At 48.7% G+C, this 18,368-nt stretch carries 17 protein-coding genes and 3 pseudogenes; 9 read left to right on the forward strand and 11 right to left on the reverse strand.

Annotated features, from left to right (window positions below):
* Positions 1–7: 7 nt before the first annotated feature.
* Both CMR00_02555 and CMR00_02560 read right to left on the reverse strand, forming a co-directional pair.
* Complete coding sequence (locus CMR00_02555) at positions 8–3,331, reverse strand: hypothetical protein (protein PIO48768.1); 3,324 nt, start codon at positions 3,329–3,331, stop codon at positions 8–10.
* Positions 3,332–3,333: 2 nt separating this feature from the next.
* The gene (locus tag CMR00_02560; protein PIO48769.1) at positions 3,334–3,513 is read right to left on the reverse strand and encodes a hypothetical protein; all 180 of its coding nucleotides are present in this window, start codon (positions 3,511–3,513) and stop codon (positions 3,334–3,336) included.
* A gap of 58 nt (positions 3,514–3,571) precedes the next feature.
* Here CMR00_02560 and CMR00_02565 point away from each other — a divergent pair, with 58 nt between their 5' ends.
* From CMR00_02565 to CMR00_02595, 7 genes and pseudogenes are all read left to right on the forward strand, one after another.
* On the forward strand, positions 3,572–3,952 hold the full coding sequence (locus CMR00_02565; GenBank protein PIO48770.1) for a hypothetical protein: 381 nt from the start codon (positions 3,572–3,574) through the stop codon (positions 3,950–3,952).
* Between the two features lie 2 nt (positions 3,953–3,954).
* Positions 3,955–5,393: pseudogene (locus CMR00_02570) on the forward strand (cysteine--tRNA ligase).
* 96 nt (positions 5,394–5,489) lie between these two features.
* Positions 5,490–5,715, forward strand: a pseudogene (locus tag CMR00_02575) (50S ribosomal protein L28).
* Positions 5,716–5,774: 59 nt separating this feature from the next.
* Positions 5,775–6,260 (forward strand): ribonuclease HI, encoded by a 486-nt coding sequence (locus CMR00_02580; GenBank protein PIO48771.1) that lies wholly within the window; start codon positions 5,775–5,777, stop codon positions 6,258–6,260.
* Between the two features lie 199 nt (positions 6,261–6,459).
* The gene (locus CMR00_02585; protein PIO48772.1) at positions 6,460–7,572 is read left to right on the forward strand and encodes a hypothetical protein; all 1,113 of its coding nucleotides are present in this window, start codon (positions 6,460–6,462) and stop codon (positions 7,570–7,572) included.
* Positions 7,573–7,633: 61 nt separating this feature from the next.
* A complete protein-coding gene (locus CMR00_02590; GenBank protein PIO48773.1) occupies positions 7,634–8,161 on the forward strand; it encodes a thioredoxin-dependent thiol peroxidase in 528 nt (175 codons plus the stop codon).
* Positions 8,162–8,279: 118 nt separating this feature from the next.
* Positions 8,280–9,239, forward strand: coding sequence for a hypothetical protein (locus CMR00_02595; protein PIO48774.1), 960 nt, complete (start codon positions 8,280–8,282; stop codon positions 9,237–9,239).
* A 136-nt stretch (positions 9,240–9,375) separates the two neighbouring features.
* On the opposite strand, the gene kdsB is transcribed toward CMR00_02595, so the two are convergent.
* Genes kdsB through CMR00_02620 form a run of 5 tightly spaced genes read right to left on the reverse strand, consistent with a single transcriptional unit; the run spans position 9,376 to position 12,045 of the window.
* Positions 9,376–10,251 carry a 3-deoxy-manno-octulosonate cytidylyltransferase gene (kdsB, locus tag CMR00_02600; GenBank protein PIO48775.1) on the reverse strand — a complete coding sequence of 292 codons (876 nt, stop codon included), beginning with the start codon at positions 10,249–10,251 and terminating at the stop codon, positions 9,376–9,378.
* Complete coding sequence (locus CMR00_02605) at positions 10,248–10,694, reverse strand: D-tyrosyl-tRNA(Tyr) deacylase (GenBank protein PIO48776.1); 447 nt, start codon at positions 10,692–10,694, stop codon at positions 10,248–10,250. Before CMR00_02605 ends, kdsB begins: the two co-directional genes overlap by 4 nt.
* A complete protein-coding gene (locus CMR00_02610; GenBank protein ID PIO48777.1) occupies positions 10,694–10,981 on the reverse strand; it encodes a hypothetical protein in 288 nt (95 codons plus the stop codon). Before CMR00_02610 ends, CMR00_02605 begins: the two co-directional genes overlap by 1 nt.
* An 8-nt stretch (positions 10,982–10,989) precedes the next feature.
* A complete protein-coding gene (locus CMR00_02615; GenBank protein ID PIO48778.1) occupies positions 10,990–11,721 on the reverse strand; it encodes a hypothetical protein in 732 nt (243 codons plus the stop codon).
* A gap of 27 nt (positions 11,722–11,748) precedes the next feature.
* Entirely contained in the window at positions 11,749–12,045 is a 297-nt protein-coding gene (locus tag CMR00_02620; GenBank protein PIO48779.1) for an Asp-tRNA(Asn)/Glu-tRNA(Gln) amidotransferase GatCAB subunit C, read from the reverse strand.
* A gap of 141 nt (positions 12,046–12,186) precedes the next feature.
* Here CMR00_02620 and CMR00_02625 point away from each other — a divergent pair, with 141 nt between their 5' ends.
* Both CMR00_02625 and CMR00_02630 read left to right on the forward strand, forming a co-directional pair.
* Positions 12,187–12,936, forward strand: coding sequence for a hypothetical protein (locus CMR00_02625; GenBank protein ID PIO48780.1), 750 nt, complete (start codon positions 12,187–12,189; stop codon positions 12,934–12,936).
* A gap of 200 nt (positions 12,937–13,136) precedes the next feature.
* Positions 13,137–14,167, forward strand: a pseudogene (locus tag CMR00_02630) (aspartate-semialdehyde dehydrogenase).
* 52 nt (positions 14,168–14,219) lie between these two features.
* On the opposite strand, the gene CMR00_02635 reads toward CMR00_02630, so the two are convergent.
* From CMR00_02635 to CMR00_02650, 4 genes are read right to left on the reverse strand one after another with little or no spacing between them, the layout of a single operon-like run.
* Complete coding sequence (locus CMR00_02635) at positions 14,220–14,912, reverse strand: hypothetical protein (GenBank protein ID PIO48781.1); 693 nt, start codon at positions 14,910–14,912, stop codon at positions 14,220–14,222.
* Complete coding sequence (locus tag CMR00_02640) at positions 14,891–15,778, reverse strand: hypothetical protein (protein ID PIO48782.1); 888 nt, start codon at positions 15,776–15,778, stop codon at positions 14,891–14,893. The genes CMR00_02635 and CMR00_02640 overlap by 22 nt, the downstream gene beginning before the upstream one ends.
* Positions 15,750–16,070 carry a hypothetical protein gene (locus CMR00_02645; protein PIO48783.1) on the reverse strand — a complete coding sequence of 107 codons (321 nt, stop codon included), beginning with the start codon at positions 16,068–16,070 and terminating at the stop codon, positions 15,750–15,752. Before CMR00_02645 ends, CMR00_02640 begins: the two co-directional genes overlap by 29 nt.
* Entirely contained in the window at positions 16,067–18,367 is a 2,301-nt protein-coding gene (locus tag CMR00_02650; protein ID PIO48784.1) for a hypothetical protein, read from the reverse strand. The genes CMR00_02645 and CMR00_02650 overlap by 4 nt, the downstream gene beginning before the upstream one ends.
* Position 18,368: the final 1 nt, after the last annotated feature.

Raw genomic sequence — 18,368 nt, forward strand, 5'->3', positions numbered from 1 at the left:
TTGAATTTTAGTAGGTCAGTTGTACGCCAAAGCGCAGCGATCGAACTTGAGCGAACTGGAACCAGTCGATGCCGCGTGCATTTTGGTTGCCGAATGAGTTGACCTCAGGATCATAGCCTGTGTAGCTCTTGAAGAATGTGGCAAGGTTACGCCCAGAGAAGATGAATGAGATTTGGCTGATGCCAAAATTCTTCAAGATGTCCCAATTGTACTGCACCGTCACATCACGTAGGCGCAAGAAACTGCCGTCCTGAATGTGCGGCTCGGCAATGACAAAGCCGCTCAGGAAGCCGCGATATAGCACAGTTTTTTGCACTTGCTGTCCGGGCTGATAGGTTACGCCAAACGCGGTAAGTGGGGTTGTGCGTCTGGGGTCTACAATAATTGGTACGCCTTCAAATTCAGCAGGTTCTTCACGGTCGCGTGTCGGTCCCCATGTGCCAAAGTTGATGAGTCCGCCTTGTGTGCCGTTGAAGACACGATTGCCAAAGACCCCATCGAAGAGGATGCTCACAGAGAGATTCTTGAGGATTCGGAAATCATTGCGCAGCGAGAGTGTGTAAGCTGGCCATGGGTTTGCAAACCCGAACAGCGGTTGACCATCTTGTACAGGCGCTCCGACTAATCCATTGATTGCACCATTGTTTGCTACATCGCTTGGTCGGAAGGCACCTGACACCACCAGTCGAGAGTTTGGTGAATTTGGTGCCACGCTGATAACGCGTCCATTTTCGCGCACCATATTGCCGTTCGCATCCACTTGCACCCAGGTCTGACCCGAGCGCACAATGTTGCCATTTTGATCACGCAGCCAGCCTGAGACTTGCAATGCACCGTAGGGTTGCCCGGCGTTGATAAAGGCTTGCGAGCCGGCAAATCCGCCTAAAGAAATCGGCGCTGCACCCGAGAGCGTGTTGACAATGTTGTTGAGCCGTGCGTAGTTCAGTGTCGCATTCCAAGTAATTTCAGGCGTGTTGAGAATCGTGCCTTGAATCGAAAGCTCAAAGCCTTCGTTGGTCATTGCTGCAGCATTTCTTAGCACAGAGTTGTAACCTGTAGATGCTGGCACTGGAAATGACACAATGATATCAAATACGCTGGTCATGAAGTAGTTAGCCTCGACATTGATGCGATTGTTCCAGAAGCCCAAGTTGATCCCGACTTCACGCTCTACCAGCCGTTCTGGTGTTACATCTTGCGTTGCTCCTCCGACGGTTGAGGCATTCAGACCTGCATTGCCCAAGCGGTTCGACCATGTGCCACGTGCAAATGAAGCCACAATACCGCCCGTCGTGTAGAGGAAGTTTGTTGCATAAGGATCGGGTTGCTGTGGTGAGCCTGATTCACCATATGCAGCACGAATAATCACATTATCCAGAATGCCTTTCAAGCCTTCCATAAAGCTCTCTTGTCCCATGTTGTAAGACAAACCTGCTTTCGGGAAGAACGAGAAAGGCTGGCTTGTACCGAATGCAGATGAGCCATCACGGCGGATACTGGCTGTCAGTGCCACGCGGTCAAAGATGTCGGCAGTCAGTTGTACAAACTGTCCAATCAACACGGATTCTACTCTTGCCGATGAGGCAATCTGGGTTGCACCTGAATTGAGTTGGCTGAAAAAAGGCGAGATATCATTGGTTTGAACGTTGATTAAGTCGCGGCGCAGTGAAATGTACTGGCTACCAGCAATCAGCGTAGCACGAATGTCTTTGGTGAAATTATACTTTGCTGTCGCTGAGAGTTCCAGATTGAGTTGGTTATCGAAGCGTGGATCAGAGACAATCGCACCAGCACCGCCGGGACCAAAGTTTGCATCGCGTGCACCGCGTGCCAAAATATAGACATTGCTTTGATCATAGCGATCTAAGCCCAGCTGTCCTCTGACGCCTACAAATAGCCCGCTTGTTGGCTCTTGATAAATATCCCAATTGAGCGCAGAGTTGTGAATGAAGCGGCTTAGGCGTGAAGTGTAGGAGTTGTTTTCCTGCGTCCAAATCGGGTTGTCGTATGCGGCATAGCGTCGCTGTGTGCCATCAGGCTCAAGGTATCGTGTGTTATCGAAATCGGGCGGCGTACGCAAAGCAGAGAGGTAAATGCCTGAAATACTATTTGCTACCGTTGGAATCAGCGTCTGGGAGACAATGTAGTTATTCGTGGTGGTGTAACGCACACCGGGCAGCAGCGTGAAACCTACATTTGCACGAAAGTTATTGCGATTGAGATCAGAGTTACGAAAGACACCTTGGTTTTGATCGAAGGTGCCGCCGACATAGTAATCAAAGAACGATGTCGCCCCTGAAATGCTCACCGTTTGCTGACCGCTGTTGGGCGTGCGGAAAATCCCGTTGAGCTGATCATACACCGGCTGGTCAGGGCGCAGACGCGGTCCCCACGACAGCGTTGTACCGGGTGTCCCTCTGGTCTGTCCCGGTCCTGGTTCCCGATATGCGTTCGGACCACCGATGCCGTCAACACCTTGACCATATTCTTTTTGCAAATCAATGGAGCCGAGTGGACTTGAGGTTTCGTAGAATGCCGCTAGATTGATTTTGGTTGGGCGCTCACTGCTGTTGTATTTACCTTTCTTAGTGTTGATGATAATGACACCGTTACCGGCCACCGCACCGTAAATTGCAGCGGCTGCTGGACCTTTCAAGACCTCGATTGACTCAATGTCTTGTGGATTGATATCAATTGCACGAGAGCCGACATCTACAGCGGGTCTATTTGGACTTGAGGTCTCGTTGTCGATAATGACGCCGTCGACAATATAGACCGGTTCAGAGCTGCCTCGTGCCGACTTAGGACCGCGCACCGTGATAAAGGTTGAGCCGCCAGGAATCCCTGAAGCACGCGTGACTTGAATCCCTGTTACTTGCCCCGATAGACCGTCAATTGCAGCAGGTGTGGCAATGTTGTTGATGCGCTCACCAGCAACCGTTCCAACCGCTGCGCCTAACTTGCTACGGTCAATTTCTCCGGACAAGCCCAGCACCACCACTTCATCGGCTTGTGAAGCTTTGACCCTTAGAGAAAAATCCAGCGTCAAGGGCTCAGTCGCCGTGAGCGTAACGGTTTGCGACTTGGATTCATACCCAATGAGTTTGACTTCCACTGTGTGTGTACCCACAGGTGCTTTGAAGGAGTATTCACCATCAGCGTTGGTCGAGCTACCGATGCGTAACGCAGGAATAGAGACGACTGCACCTGCTAAACCTTCTTTTGTTTCTGCATCGAGTACTTTTCCAGAGATGGTTTGCGTTTGCTGTTGTGCTTGGCTAGATACACTAAGCCATAACCACGCTATACAGAGCAGTATAGGTTTCTTCATTGTTATTTGTTGTTTTGTTGATAGAAAGTATGACAGCAGCACTTCTCAGACCAGCCAGACTTTGCTTTGAAAATGTGAAGTGCGAAGAGTATAAGTAAAAAAGCAAAAGTTGCAACATGTTGGGCATTGAAGCAGGTGTCAGATTCGGCGAGAGCTCGGATAATTAAGTGCGCCCCGAGCACTGGTGAATAAATTTGAGTTCGTAGATTTGCACTTTTAATCAAACAGACGCACGGCAAGATGAGCCTTGACGAACACTACACCGAATTTCTCAAAGGCATTGAAGAATACAACGCCGCCATGTTCTTTGAGTGCCACGACACATGGGAAGAGATTTGGCATGAAATCTACGGAAGCGATAAAAAATTTTTACATGGCTTAATTCAAAGCTCAATCGGGCTTTATCATTTCACCAATCGTAATCCGAAAGGGGCTCGTTCGATGTTTGCTAAAGCATTTGCCAAGTTAGCACGCTATCAGCCTGTGTATCGTGGCGTTGCAGTTACAGATTTGATGCAGCACATTGAATTGCGATGCATACCGATCATTGAGCAAATGGAGCGTGGTGAGCCTGTCAAACTCTCTGCGGAGATACTGCCAAAAATTTATTTGCAACAGTAATTATGCCACTCAAAATCTACAATACGCTGACGCGTCAAAAGGAAGTCTTTGTGCCATTGGTGCCCGGTAGAGTTGGTATCTATGTGTGCGGTCCGACCGTCTACGGGCATTCGCACATTGGGCATGCCAAAAGTTATGTGTCGTTTGATGTCGTCGTGCGCTGGTTTAAGCACTTAGGCTACACGGTTAAGTATGTGCAGAACATTACCGATGTCGGGCATCTGACCGATAATGCTGACGAAGGCGAAGACAAGATTGCCGTGCAAGCTCGCCGCGAGAAGTTAGAGCCGATGGAAATTGCACAAGCCTATACGCGCTCGTTTTACGAGGATATGGATGCACTGGGGGTGCTGCGCCCAAACATTGCTCCTACGGCTTCAGGTCATATTCCCGAACAAATTGAAATCATCAAGACCTTGATTGCCAAAGGACACGCTTACGAGGTCAATGGCAATGTTTATTTTGACGTCAGTTCCTTTTCTGGGTATGGCAAACTCTCTGGCAGAACCAATCAAGAGGATTTGGAAGCAGGTGCACGTGTCGCCGTGCGCAGCGAAAAACGCAATCCGAGCGACTTTGCACTTTGGAAAAAAGCGGAGCCCAACCACATTATGAAGTGGCCCTCGCCTTGGAGCGTGGGTTATCCAGGCTGGCATATTGAGTGTTCTGCTATGTCTATGAAATACTTAGGCGAGACCTTTGACATTCACGGTGGCGGTTTGGAAAATCAGTTCCCGCATCACGAGTGTGAAATTGCGCAGTCTGAAGCAGCTACCGGCAAGCCTTTTGTGCGCTACTGGATGCATAACAACATGGTTACCGTGAACGGCGTCAAGATGGGCAAATCACTTGGAAATTTCACAACCATCAAAGACGCACTAAAAAAGGTTAGCCCACTTGTGCTGCGTTTCTTTATCTTGCAATCGCACTACCGCTCCACACTTGATTTTTCCGATGCCGCTTTGCAAGCCGCTAAGGCAGGCTTAGAAAAACTGCACGATACCTACGCCCGACTGCTTGATGCACCTCAAGGCAAATGCACTCTTGACCTAAAAAATTTGAGACCCGCTTCCATGACGCCATGAACGATGACTTCAACTCACCATTGGCTATCGCTACGCTCTTCGATCTTGCACGTGAAATCAACAGCGCACTCTCTGGCGATGGACTGACCGCAGAGAGCAAAACACAAACTCTTCAATTCTTGCATGATTACGGGCACGAAGTTTTGGGAATTCTGCCAACTGCTGCCTCAAGCCTTGCAAATGGGTCCACTGCAGAAGTCCTGCAAAAAGTCATGTCGCTCATCTTGGATATTCGCAAAGAAGCGCGTGCAAAGAAAGACTTTGCTACCAGCGACCTAATTCGCGACCGCTTAAGAGACGCTGGCATTGAGGTCAAGGATACGAAAGACGGGTCAACATGGAGACTCATAAAGTAGCGCTACAATTCAATTGCTGCAGCACGCGTAAAGTTGGCAAGTCGCAGAAAATCGTTATATTTGTTACTCTATTCTCAAAATTATTCACGAATTGCCATGTCAAAAGTTTGTTTGATTACAGGCAAGAAGCCGGTGTATGGAAATACGGTCTCGCATGCCAACAATCACCGCAGAACGCGCTTTGAGCCAAACTTGCAAGAAAAAACGCATCTGGTTGGAAGAGGAGAAGCGTTGGGTGCGCGTGCGTCTTTCAACAAAAGCCATCAGAACGCTGACAAAGAAAGGTACAGCCATGCTTGCAAAGGCGCTGAAAGCGCGTTAAGGCAAGCACCACTGCCTCGACATTTGCCATAGCAGCACTGCAACTTAACCTCACTCAGTATGACGCCTAAGACGCCTAAGAAAAAGGTTACCATCTACACCGATGGCGCGTGCAGTGGCAATCCGGGCAAAGGTGGCTGGGGTGCAGTGCTGCTCTATGCTGACAAGCAACTCGAACTCTCGGGCTTTGAAGCAGAGACGACCAACAACCGCATGGAACTGCTTGCTGCTATCAAAGCTCTCGAAGCCCTCAAAGAACCTTGCGAAGTTGATTTGTTCAGCGATTCTGCTTATCTCGTCAATGCGTTCGAGCAAGGCTGGATTGAGAGTTGGCAAAAAAATGGCTGGAAAACCGCCAATAAGAAACCTGTGCAGAATCAAGACCTTTGGAAGCGGTTAGTCGAACTCTGCAAGACACATCAGGTTCGTTTTCATAAAGTCAAAGGACACAGCGACAACGAGCACAACAATCGGTGTGATGCTTTAGCGACAGCAGCGATTCGCACTGCTGACTTACGCGCAGATTCATCGCCAGCAGGATTATAGGCCAAATTGATTGCGTCATGTTCATCTCGTAGTGTTTATTCGCTTATCTTGTGGCGTTTGATTGCGCGCTATTTTTTAGATTGCTCTTTTAGATGACTTAGCGCTCAACAAGCGCTTAACAAATAACCAAAGGTTTTACTTGTGCGTTGCGCCATCAAAGTACACCAAGTTGTAGAAGTTGAGCTAAAGGAGTTTTAGTATGCCTGAGGACATTAACAACGCCTCGTCTGCGGAGAATCCCGAAGATGCGTCGCAAAATGTGCCCGAAAACTTAGAGCCGCTGCCTGCCACAAGTGACCCCATGGCAGGGATGTTTCCCAAAAAAGGTCGAGGCATTGGGGCTTTGATTTTTGTTATCTGTGTCTCTGCACTTTTTGGCTATGCGGCGCTGCTCGCCAATTTGCCACGTGAGCGCCCACCAGCCGATGAATTGCCTGCATCAGTGCGCATGCGCCTTTCTGGCTTGCCGCTCAATGCGAATGTGCTGGTCTATCTCGGCTTGAAAGAAATTCGTCAGTCGGAGTTTTGGCAAACCTTTGTGCCCGATTCTCTTAAAGAACAATTGCTTGCCGATACTTCCACAGCTATCGGTCGCTTCGCTAACTTGATGCAATTTAACTTTGCACAAGATGTTGATACCGCTATCTATGCTGAAGTTAATCAGTATGGCGAAATCAATACCTCGCTAGCGATACTTATCGGGCGTTTCAACTCAGCACGCTTTAAGCATCTGGCTGCAACGGCGCTCGATAGCATTCGCTCTGGCGACAGACTCGCTTACCAACTTGACACTGTGCTCTGGTGTGCAAAAGTCAGCGAGAGCGAACTTGCCCTTTCAAGTCATGCAGATGTGCTTGCTAACTATCTTCAACCTAGAGCAAATTTTTGGACGACCGATTCCACGATGACGCCGCTTATTGAGCGCGTACAGCATAAATCTCACTTCTGGTTAGCCTTAGGCTCTGCACGCTGGGCATTTGGGGCTATGCGTGGGCTTACAACCGGCAATCAAGACATGCAAGGCATGGGCAACATTCGCAACATTCGCCAACTTGTGCTCTCGCTTCGACTTACGGATGGCATTGAAGGACAATCGGAATGGATTTATGAAAATCGAGCCGCTGCCTTCTTTGCAGGCGGCTTGATTGGCATCACACTCTGGGTTACAAAGAACTTCAGCCAGCGACAAAGTGAGAGTATTAAGCGCATCGTAGGCGCCATTGAGTTCAAACAAAATCTTGAAGCTCTGATGTTTAGTGCCAATTTTCCTAAAGCCTTGCTGGAAGAACTACGGCAAAGCAAACAAGACTGACTAGGATTTTTCATTTACTATTCAACACAGCTCATCACTAATTAACTTAAACTGCTTGCACATGTTATCAGTCTTTTCACTTCGCTTGCTTGTTAGCTCATTTGTCTTGCTTTACCTCACTGGGTGCGCTGCCAAACCTAATGATACCGCCTTGAAAGTTGGCGATATGGCACCTGACTTTGAACTCAAAGCAGACGATGGGCGCACTGTAAAGCTCTCTGATTACAAGGACAAAACCGTTGTGCTCTTTTTCTACCCCAAAGATGAAACACCGGGCTGCACGAAGGAAGCCTGTGCGTTTCGCGACACCTACGATGACTTCAAAGCTGCTGGCATTGAGGTCTTCGGTATTAGCGTCGATAACATCGACTCACATCAAGCCTTCAAGAAAAAGCAAAATCTCAACTTCACGCTGCTCTCCGATGAGACAAAAGACGTCTCCAAGAAGTATGGTGTCCTTGGTCTGATGGGCTATTCGCAACGCGTTACCTTTCTGATTGGTAAAGGTGGCATCATTAAGAAAATTTTCAAGGATGTCAACCCAGAGCAGCACGCCAAAGAAGTGCTGGAAATTGCAAAAGCGGTGTAACATTGGCGATGCTCTCTTCACATCCTCAATCCCACGGGCTTCAAATCACGCCAGTCTCTGATGCAACAACGGGCGCGAGCACTTACGCTGTTTTGAATGATCCTCTGGATGACACACTATGAGAAAAGTCATCATTTCAAATGGGCGCTTTGAGCTTATCGAAGTGCCTCTTCCTGACTTATGTGACGATGAAGTTGAAATTGAAGTCAAAGCAGCAGGCGTGAATTTTGCAGACATCAAAATCCGAAAAGGCTATACACCGAAACCTGACATTCCGCCGCCCGGCTTTGGCTACGAAGTCGCTGGCATTGTTACACGCACTGGACGCGATGCACATCGCTTTGCAATTGGCGACAAAGTCTTTGCAGTCTCGCACTATGGCGGCGGCTACGCAGAGCGCGTTGTGATGCCCGAGTTTAGCGTCTTTCGCTTACCTGTGCATATGAGTTTCGAGGAAGGTGCCGCATTTCCTGTTGCGTTTCAAACAGCCTATCACTTACTCAAGACTGCTGCACAGGTTCAGCCTGGCAACACCGTTCTCATTCATGCTGCGGGCGGCGCAACCGGCACAGCGCTGGTACAACTTGCCAAACTCTTCGGCTGCCGCATCATCGCACTCTCTAGCTCCGATGAAAAACTCACGCGCGTTGCGGCATTGGGCGCAGATTTTACACTAAATTCTACTCTAGCTAACCTTCATGACCGCATCAAGCAACTTTCGCCAGAAGGCGTGAATGTGATTTTTGATGGCAATGCTGGTGCACACTTTGCTCAAAATTTTGAATGGCTTGCTATGCGCGGTAAAGTGGTGCTCTTTGGTAATAGCGCTGGAATGCCACCGCCGTTCGATCCCTACGACCTTGTCTATCGCTCTGCGCACCTCATTGGGTTTTCCATGCGCTCAATCACCGCAGAACCTGAACTGTATGCACGCACCTACCAAGACCTGCTCTTGTGGCACAAAGAAGGAAAGTGGAAAGCGCAGATTGGTCATCGCTTTAACTTGGCGGATGTACAGCAAGCTCACGACTTACTGGAATCGCGCCAAAGCTATGGCAAAATTATCCTGATACCTTAGTCGTGCGCACCATCTATCGCAGTGGTAACAAAAAAGCCTCAGGATAACCTGAGGCTTTCTCGTTTCTTTTTCAGAAGCACTTCAAAATTCTCAATGCTTTTTATCGCCAAATTGGCAAGCAAAGGTTTGCTGCGCTTCACGACTGCATGTTGCACAGTCGATTTTGAAAAGTACTTCTCGTTGTCATAGTTGCCCTAACGCTTGAAAGAGCGCAAATGTGCGTACTGAAAATTAACAAAGGATTTGAAAAAACAAACGGACTTTGAAAAATTATGGCGCACTTTTGCTTATGAGCGCGCGGACTTTTTTTTAGATCTTCTGCTGTATCGACAGCTTGTGAATCGTGTGTTGTCAAAGCGCATTTAATCGCATACCCGTTTTCCAACAGCCGCAATTGCTCTAACCCCTCAATCTGCTCCAGCCTTGACGGACGCAAGCGGCTGAAGGCATGTAGCGTTTTGCGCGTGTAGGCATAAATTCCGATGTGCTTATAGAATTTTGCGTGTGCCATCACATGGCGCGGATAAGGAATTGCGCTGCGTGAAAAGTATAGTGCGTAACCATCTTTGTCCAGTACGACTTTGACGACACTGGGATTGTTCAGGAGCGTATTATCTCTGATTACCTTCACAAGTGTTGCACAGTCTGGCATCGGTGAAACAAGCATCTGTGCAATGACTTGGTCAATCATCTTTGGGTGAATGAGCGGTTCATCGCCTTGCACATTGACGATAATCTCCGCATTGAGTTCTGCTGCAAGAAATGCGACTCTATCCGAACCGCTTTTGAGACGCTTCGGTGTTAAGCGCACCTCACAGCCAAATGGAGACACCGCTTCAAGGATTTTTTTATCATCTACTGCCAGCACAACGGTGTCAGCTAGCTTTGCTTGCTTTGCGCGCTGATATGTGTGCACCACCAGCGGTTTGCCTGCCAGATCGGCAAGCATTTTTTCAGGTAAGCGTGTGGAGCGCAGGCGAGCGGGAATGACAATGGCAACTTTATGTTTCATTGCAAGGACTCGAGCAGAATTGTAACAGGACCATCGTTGATGAGTTCCACTTGCATTGCCGCACCAAACTTTCCTGTTTGAATGTTCAGCGGGGAGCGTGTGCGTAGGGTGGCAACAAAATGTTCATAGAGGGCTTCAGCATGCTCAGGACGTGCTGCATCTGTGAAACTTGGTCGATTGCCTTTGCGCGTGTCTGCATACAGTGTGAATTGTGAGACCACCAGCACGCCACCACGAATATCTACAACGGATAGATTCATCTTTTCGGCATTGTCCTCGAAGATGCGCAAGGCTAATGTTTTTTCTGCAAGCCGTTCTGCGTCGCGTCTCGTATCGCTATGTGTCACACCAAGCAGCACCAGTAAGCCCTGCTGAATCTGCCCTACACACTCACCTTGCACGACCACTGCAGCACGCCGAACGCGCTGAATTAAAGCTCTCATTATTCAATGCGAAATCCGCCCCTTTGACAAAAGGTTATGAATTTTTGCAGGTGTAGTTTTTCAGAGTGTGGCACTGCTCGAAGTGCAAGCGTCAGGGCATCGGCAAGTGTGCGGGCATCTCTGTCGGAAATGGTATAGCCATCGTTGGAAAAGTAGCAGCGTTCCCATTCCAAGCTCGGCGCATCAAGTGGTCGCCAGCCATGCTCTTTAGCAAGCAAGAGCGTCTCTTCCCAGTGATGATTTGAAAAGTAGAAGCGTTCGAAGTTTTGTACCAAGTCAATTGCCATCTGTCGCTTTATCGTCGCAACTGCCGAAGAATTGCACGTTCGTCTAATTCTTCTACCAAGTTGCCTTTGTCATCATAGCGCTTGACGTGAATTTTCTCACCCTCGCGGTAAGTGTTGATTTCCTCGAGTTTGCCCTCCTCAGAGTAGATGTACTCTTCACCATCACGACGCCCGTCTTTATAAGTTCGATAGATTTTCATCAAACCATTGGCAGCATACTGCCGCCATTCTCCTGTGCGCTCGCCGTTCACATAGTTTTCCTCGATTTCCAGTGCACCGCTGTTGTGGTAGGTTCGCTTGGTACCTTCAAGCAAGCCTCTGGCATTGATTGCTGTCTCCTCGCGCAGGCGACCATTAGGGTGATAAAAGTAATACTTCACAAAAGAAATCAGTGTGTCGTTGCGGTAGGTTGCGCATGATTGAATTTTGCCATTTTCATAGAACTCGCACACTTTGCCCTGCCGTAGCCCATTGCGAAAGCGTGCTTCCGACTTTAACTGTCCACTCTCATAATACTCACGGCGCACACTATCCATCTTGCCATTGATGTAGTATTCTTCTATGCGTACTTGTCCTTTCTCTGTGTATTCACGAAAGAACCCGCTCGGGGTCTCACCGATATAAACCATCTCAGCACGAAGTTTGCCATTCGGATAGTAAAGTTTTTTCACCGTAGGCTGCTGCGCCAGCACCAAGTCGTAGAGAAAGAAGCATAGCACAGCCAGAGCTAAAGTCCTCATTGGTCGTCAAAATTTTGTGCAGCGCGTCTATTCCGATTGAGCAATGACTTTTGGAACTTTAAAGAATCGATCTTGAAAATCAGGTGCGTTTTTGAGTGCCTCCTCATTCGAGATAGACCCCGTAGGCACGTCATCACGCAAGACATTGATACGCTCATTCATGTTTTGAAGGGGCTCAACATGCGTTGTATCAATCTCATTGAGCTTCTCAACATATTTGAGAATCGTATTGAGCTCAGCTGTCATTTTCTCTTTCTCTGCCTGCGAGAAAGAGAGCTTTGCAAGCATTGCAATGTATTCTACATCCTTTTTTGATACCGCCATATGCTCTGAATTTTCATAAAGCTACACATTTGCGCCTTTTTGCAAAAGTGCTCTAAGACAACATTACACGCAACAACTTATACGTGCAGTGCACAAAACGTTTGAGCAGCGCCGTGCCGTTAAGGGGCAAAAGAATAAAACATGAAGTATGCCTTTTCTCTCATCGCAGTTCATGGCAACGGCGGTGGTGGATTTCGCTTTGAGCGCATTCAGCCCTTCATTCCAAGTGAAGTGAAGTTTCTTGCGCCCACACTGCCCGGGTTCGACCATGTAGCGCAAGATTACTCGCTGCGTACGCTCAAAGATTACGCTTTCAAATTGCATGAGATGATATACCATGCTCCGCGCCCTATTGTCATGCTCGGCACTGGCATCGGCGGCTCTATCGCTTTGGAATTTGTACAACACTTCGAATCCGACGTGCGCGCCTTGATTCTGCATGCACCAGTTGGCACGCGCCTCAAAACGCGGCTTTTTCCAAACTTGATGAAACCTCTGTGGATACGACGCCTTGGACAGCAGTTGTTTTCGTCAAAACTGACTCGCCCGATTTTCTCCGCCCTGCTGTTTGAATCACCACAAAACATTCCACCTGACTATGTGCAGCGATTTTTCGAAGCCTATCGGCACTGCGCTGCCTTCGCACAAATGTTTGACATTATTACCGATGAGTGGTTTCGTTCGCTGCGCCCTGTGCAGATACCCAGTGCACTGCTTTGGGGCGAAAAAGAGCGCGTCCTTACGCCTGACCAAGCCGCAGACTATCAAAAACTCTTGCCCAATAGTGTGATTCGACTCGTGCCAAACTGGAATCACTTTCCTATGATTGAACAGCCTGAGGCATTTTCACGCCAAACGCTTAGTCTTGCGTATGAACTGCTTCGTAAGTAAAGCCAAAGTTCTCGTCTGCTATTGTCTGACCGAAGTGCGTTTTGAATTTGCTTTTCTAATGCTTGCACTATTGCGCTGCACCGCCGAGTCACGATAACAGAGAAAATCTCGACGGGAGTTATCTTTGCACTTCATTTCAATTTCGTTTCCTTCGGGCATTTGCTCGAGACACTATTTTGTAGGATAATTTCATTTTTTTTATGCCAGAGACTTACAAAGTTGCCGTGTTAGGCGCAACAGGCTTGGTTGGTCGCACCATGCTTGCCTGTCTATCAGAGCGTCATTTTCCTATCAGCGAGCTCGTACTGCTTGCCAGTGAGCGTTCGATAGGTCAAACGCTTGACTTCAACGGAAAGTCCTATCAGGTTCAGACGCCCTCTGCGGAAGTCTTTGCCAGTGTGGATATTGCACTTTTCTCTGCTGGTGCAGCCGCTAGCAAAGTCTGGGCGCCAATTGCTGCTTCACAAGGCGCAATTGTTATTGACAACTCTTCTGCGTTTCGCTTGCAGCCTGAGGTTCCGCTGGTTGTGCCCGAAGTCAATGCAGAAAAGATATTTGATGCTTCTGGGCGCGCTGCGCCTATCATTGCCAATCCAAATTGCTCCACGATACAACTTGTCGTGGTCTTGAAGCCTTTGCATGAGCGCTACAAAATTTGCCGCGTTGTGGTCTCGACTTATCAATCCGTTACAGGAAAAGGTAAGAAAGGCTTAGAGGCACTTGAAGCTGAACTTGCTGGAGCAAAGCCTGAGCAATATGTGCACTTTCACCCAATTGCGTTTAATGTTGTGCCGCAAATCGATGAGTTTGTGGAGCATGGCTATACCAAAGAAGAGATGAAGATGATTAACGAGACCCAAAAATTATGGGCGATGACTCGATACAAGTTTCGCCGACAACTGTGCGCGTACCCGTTTATGGCGGACACAGTGAAGCGGTCAACATTGAGTTTGAACATGAGTTTGAGCTTGACGAAGTGCGCTCACTGCTTGCCTCTGCACCGGGTGTTGTGCTCAAAGATAACCCTGCCGAGCGGCTCTATCCGATGCCCATTGACTGCTACGGTCGCGATGAAGTTTTTGTCGGCAGAGTGCGGCGCGACCTCTCACAGCCGAAGAGTTTGAACCTGTGGATTGTTGCTGATAACCTACGCAAGGGCGCTGCCACCAATGCTGTGCAAATTGCTGAACATCTTGTCGGAAAGTTGAAGCCAAAATCACAGTTAGATTAAACTTGCACACGATGATGCACGACGCATGAATTTGCTGCACACTTCTGCACACTTATAGTTGTCGTTCTGCCCACAGGTAGCCTGCGGCTATTACAAATAGCATGAAGAACCACCACTGTGGCACAGCTCGACGCACCTCTACCACATCAGTTTGAACGCTCTGCCGCCCCTGCGTTTGTGCAAAGTCGTGTGTTGCATTTTGCATTTCCGCTCGACGGCACGAGAGCCATTCGCCACTTGTGTGCACATAAAATGCAACCGAAGCACTATCAGACTCACCTATGCGCCAGATGCGATGCCATCCTTGTTCGCGTGGCCAAAATACCGTCTCCCAAAGTGATGACTCTACAAGCGATTGCTTGAAGAATACGCTATCGCTTTTGCCACTCGGATACGCAATGAGCCCAATTGGTTTCGGTGAGTGCGTGCGCAGTGTCAGCTTGCATGGTAAATCCACTGTTGGCAGTGATGTTACCATTCGCCACATGTCTGTTTGTGCTTGCGCTCGTGAGAGGTGTCTCAGGGTGTAACTCCAATACTCAGCGTAGAGCGAGCTTTTGCCTTCTAATGCCCAACGAAAGGTCTCTTCGACAATGCTTACAGCTACTTTGCCCAGCCCTCTTGTCCCCACTATCACTAACGGATGGCTTGCTTCATCGCGTATCCAGACTTCAGTGGCAAATCCGGCTTGCAGTCGAACTGGTGCAACTGGCAAGGCTGAACTTACCGAGACCTGAGATGACAAGCCGTGCAGTTTTGCAAAACGCGCTTGATTTTTTGCGGGCGTACTTTCAAGAATCCTAAGAAAAAATCATTTGCTTTGGCTTGACCTGCTGTTGGCGGTTCAGAGAGTGCAATCAAAAGTCCCAATCCATTTTCAATAGCTTGTTGCAATGCTGTTTGCTCTCTTGCACTGAGACTTGCAAGTGTCTCAAAATCCACAATTGCGACATCGAACTTATCGAGCACTGCTGTGCTCAAGCGCTCGAGTGCAAGAGGAGACATGTTCAAAAATTCGGTAAGTGCCTTGCCACGACTGATGGTGCTGCGCAGTGCCAACGCATTACCTGTTGCAGCTGCCCACTGTTTCAAGGTTCTGGTTTCAAAATTTGGTGCGCGCTCCACAATCAACATGCGTATTGGCGCTGGCTTGCGTACGCTGATGGGGATACTCTCTGCGCAGAGGGTATCACGTGCTGAGCGAATGGCATAAAGTGTGTAGCACCACTCACCAGCTTGCTTTGGCGTGGTTATAAGCTCAAATGGTAACTTTCCTTCACCTACAAGTAGCAGGGAATCGCTGCGCATGCCACTGCCTTCAAGATATAGCCAGAGTGAGTCGTAGCGCAGGGCGTGCCAAGTGCCTTGAATTTGTAGCTGCTCTCCGAGCGCAATGTGCTTCGGAAATGATACAAAGACCATCCCTTCTGGTAACGCATTCAGATGCAGTGTCAATGTAACAGTCTCAAGCGTCTCTAGTTCATCGGGACGCAAGCCGTCACCGAAGAGGTGTAAGCGCTGAAGTTGTGGATACTGACGTTGCAGCATCGCTACATTCGGGAGCAGTTTCACACCTGAAAGTTCATCTGTACTGCTTGCACGAGGAAGCATAAAAACGCTCTGCAGGTCGCAGTGAATCGGTAGCAGCTTGAACGTGCTTTGCTGAAACATGAGATGTCAGTAGAAATGCATCGCGCGGGCGTTCTTGGGTAAGATACATTGGTTCTAAACACAGCAGTGCCAGTGAGAGTATTGCTGTAAAAGTTGCTGCAAGACGCCATAGTAGTTGGCGCTTGTTTTCGCGCCGAATTTCTAGAAATGCAAGGTATGCAAACAGCATGGCTGCTATGAGCCAAATTGTCGACTGCCACATGCCGTTCAATACAAATTCCACAGCACTCACGGTGTCAGCGTCAGCTGTTGAAAATAGGATTTTGCGAGCAAAGAGTATGGTGAGGGTAGCGCTTCAGGACGGGCTTCGGCATCAGGCAAAAGTTCAAGCCATGCGCGCTCAACCGGCTCAAGATGCGAGAGCCTTGCACTGCCTTGTCGCTCTGCTTCATCAAGAAATCGGCGCAGCGCTTGCAGTGCATGCAGGTAACGCAGGGGTTCATTTTCAGCAGCATGCACCAGTGCCGTTGCACCGCGCTCTAACTGACGCAATGCTTGACCTGTAACATGCGCCTGTCCTGAGCGCAGTTTCATTGCTGTCGCAAGTGCTTGTCGCACATCGGCGTATTCATCTGGCAGTGCAACTGTGCGTGTATCGGTGCGCGATGCAACCTTTTCTAACTTGCCTGTAAGGCGTTTTTCATCAGGCTTCAAGGTTGGCGGTTCAAAGCCCATGCGTTGCACATACATTCTTGATTTTTGTTGCAAGTCTTTAAGCAATTTCAAGGCTTTGAGTTCATAAGGCAAGGCTTCTTCAGGTTTGTGCATGCGCAGATACAGTTCAGCATCCCACATTTCTGCCAGCGCTGCTTTGAGTTCAGCTTTAATAGCATCGGAGTAAAATGTTGCGCCTTCTTCGCTGTCGTGTTTGTGCACAAACTGGCTCATCAATTTTTCTACTGTCGCGTCATTTGGATTCTTTTCCAATGCGGCAATCGAGTGCTGCGAGAGATGCCCACAGTTTTCATCATGCACATGGCGCACAAATTTCAGTAGCGGATGCGGCGCAGAGTCTTTTGGTACAAGTTCCTTTTCAATTTCCTCGATATCGCTGCCACCAATTGCTGATTCGAATTCTTCGCCTAAAAATTTGCCGTAGCGCAATCTCAAGACTTTCTGCTCGACACCCAAGGCTTCAGAGCGGGCTTGGAAGTCAGCTACTGAAAGCGTTTTACGCTCACGCAAAAGCTTTTCTGTATCAATGATGATTTGCCGCTGGCTGCGAAAGTAATCAGGCTGCGCTGCTACAGGTAGCGACATGCTGAAATCGGTCTCAACTTCCGCTGTGTCTTTAATAGCAATGAAAATCGTCTCGGAGCGACTGCGATTTGGCTTTGGCTCTCGATTGTCGTGCGCTTCAATGGTGAGATAAAGTTCATCGCCGGGCTGAAGTCCTAAAGCAAGCACATCGAGTGTTTTAGCGTAATGTTCAGTGTGCGTGTGCTCATCAAAGTTCAGCATCAGCGTCTTGAACCGCACATTTTCACCTTTGCCTTGTGCCAGTGTTGCTTGCAACTGAGCGTGTGGCACAGCAAAATCGTCATGAATCTTTGCTAACACTTTCAGGCGCGACTGTTTGAGCACATTGACTTCTGCGCGCTGATTAGGCTCAAGAATCTCGATTGCAGGCGGCTCATCGCGCACAAGCGAAATTTTGTGATACTGGCTTCGCTCTACGCCTTGCTCAGTTTCTATTTCCAACACGTAGAATCCGCTACGCCAGAGTGTTGTTTGTGCCTGAAATGTGCCGTCTTGCGCAAGACAGTGCAGTGTATCGCGGTCGTTGAAGATAAAGCGAGCAGCGCGGGCTTGTGCTGAAAGTTCCATCATCCAGTGTGCTTGTGTGTGCTCAAAGGCGTTTAGGTCAAGTGACGATTGTGTTACTGGCACGCGCCCTGTGTAGCGCGGAGGCAAGAGTTTTACCTGCACACGCGTGATGAGCGGTGAGAGTATGTTGTTAGAAGAAACTGCAACTTGTTGCACAGCGCTCTCTTCACTGGTCTGTCCTTTTGGTACAAGCCAGAGCAGCAAGAGTGCACACAGGATGCTTGCTGCCGATAGTTTCCATGCGTGACGAAGTGGATTTGGCAAAATTGATGCTATTTGCAACGCACGCACCTTTTCTTGCACGCGCTTCATTTGCATAGCTTCCACAAGAGAGCATTCACTCAAAGGTTTAAGCAAAAGTTGTGCGCTTTCTTCAAGCTCAGGCACTATGCGGTTAAGATGCTCCGCAATCCTTTGCGCTGTTGCTAATCTGTGTCGTCCCACAATGAAGCTTAGCACGAAAATTACGCTCCATAAGACCAGCCAGAGTGAAACAATAGCCCAGATATCAAGCGCAAAGATTTGGGCAATTGCCACGACAAGCAGCAGTGCTATTGCTGCACTTGAGAGCGCAAGGCTTGCTGTCCAGAGTCGATTCCAGAGTGTTGCAAGTTGGTGCAGTAATGAACCTTGATTCACAGTAAGATGTGCAAAGTCAGATAGCTTATCACTTTGTAGTCCGTGTGCATTGTCGTGTGACATT

Origin of the sequence: [Chlorobium] sp. 445 (assembly GCA_002763895.1) — a bacterium.
Taxonomy (GTDB): domain Bacteria; phylum Bacteroidota; class Chlorobiia; order Chlorobiales; family Thermochlorobacteraceae; genus Thermochlorobacter.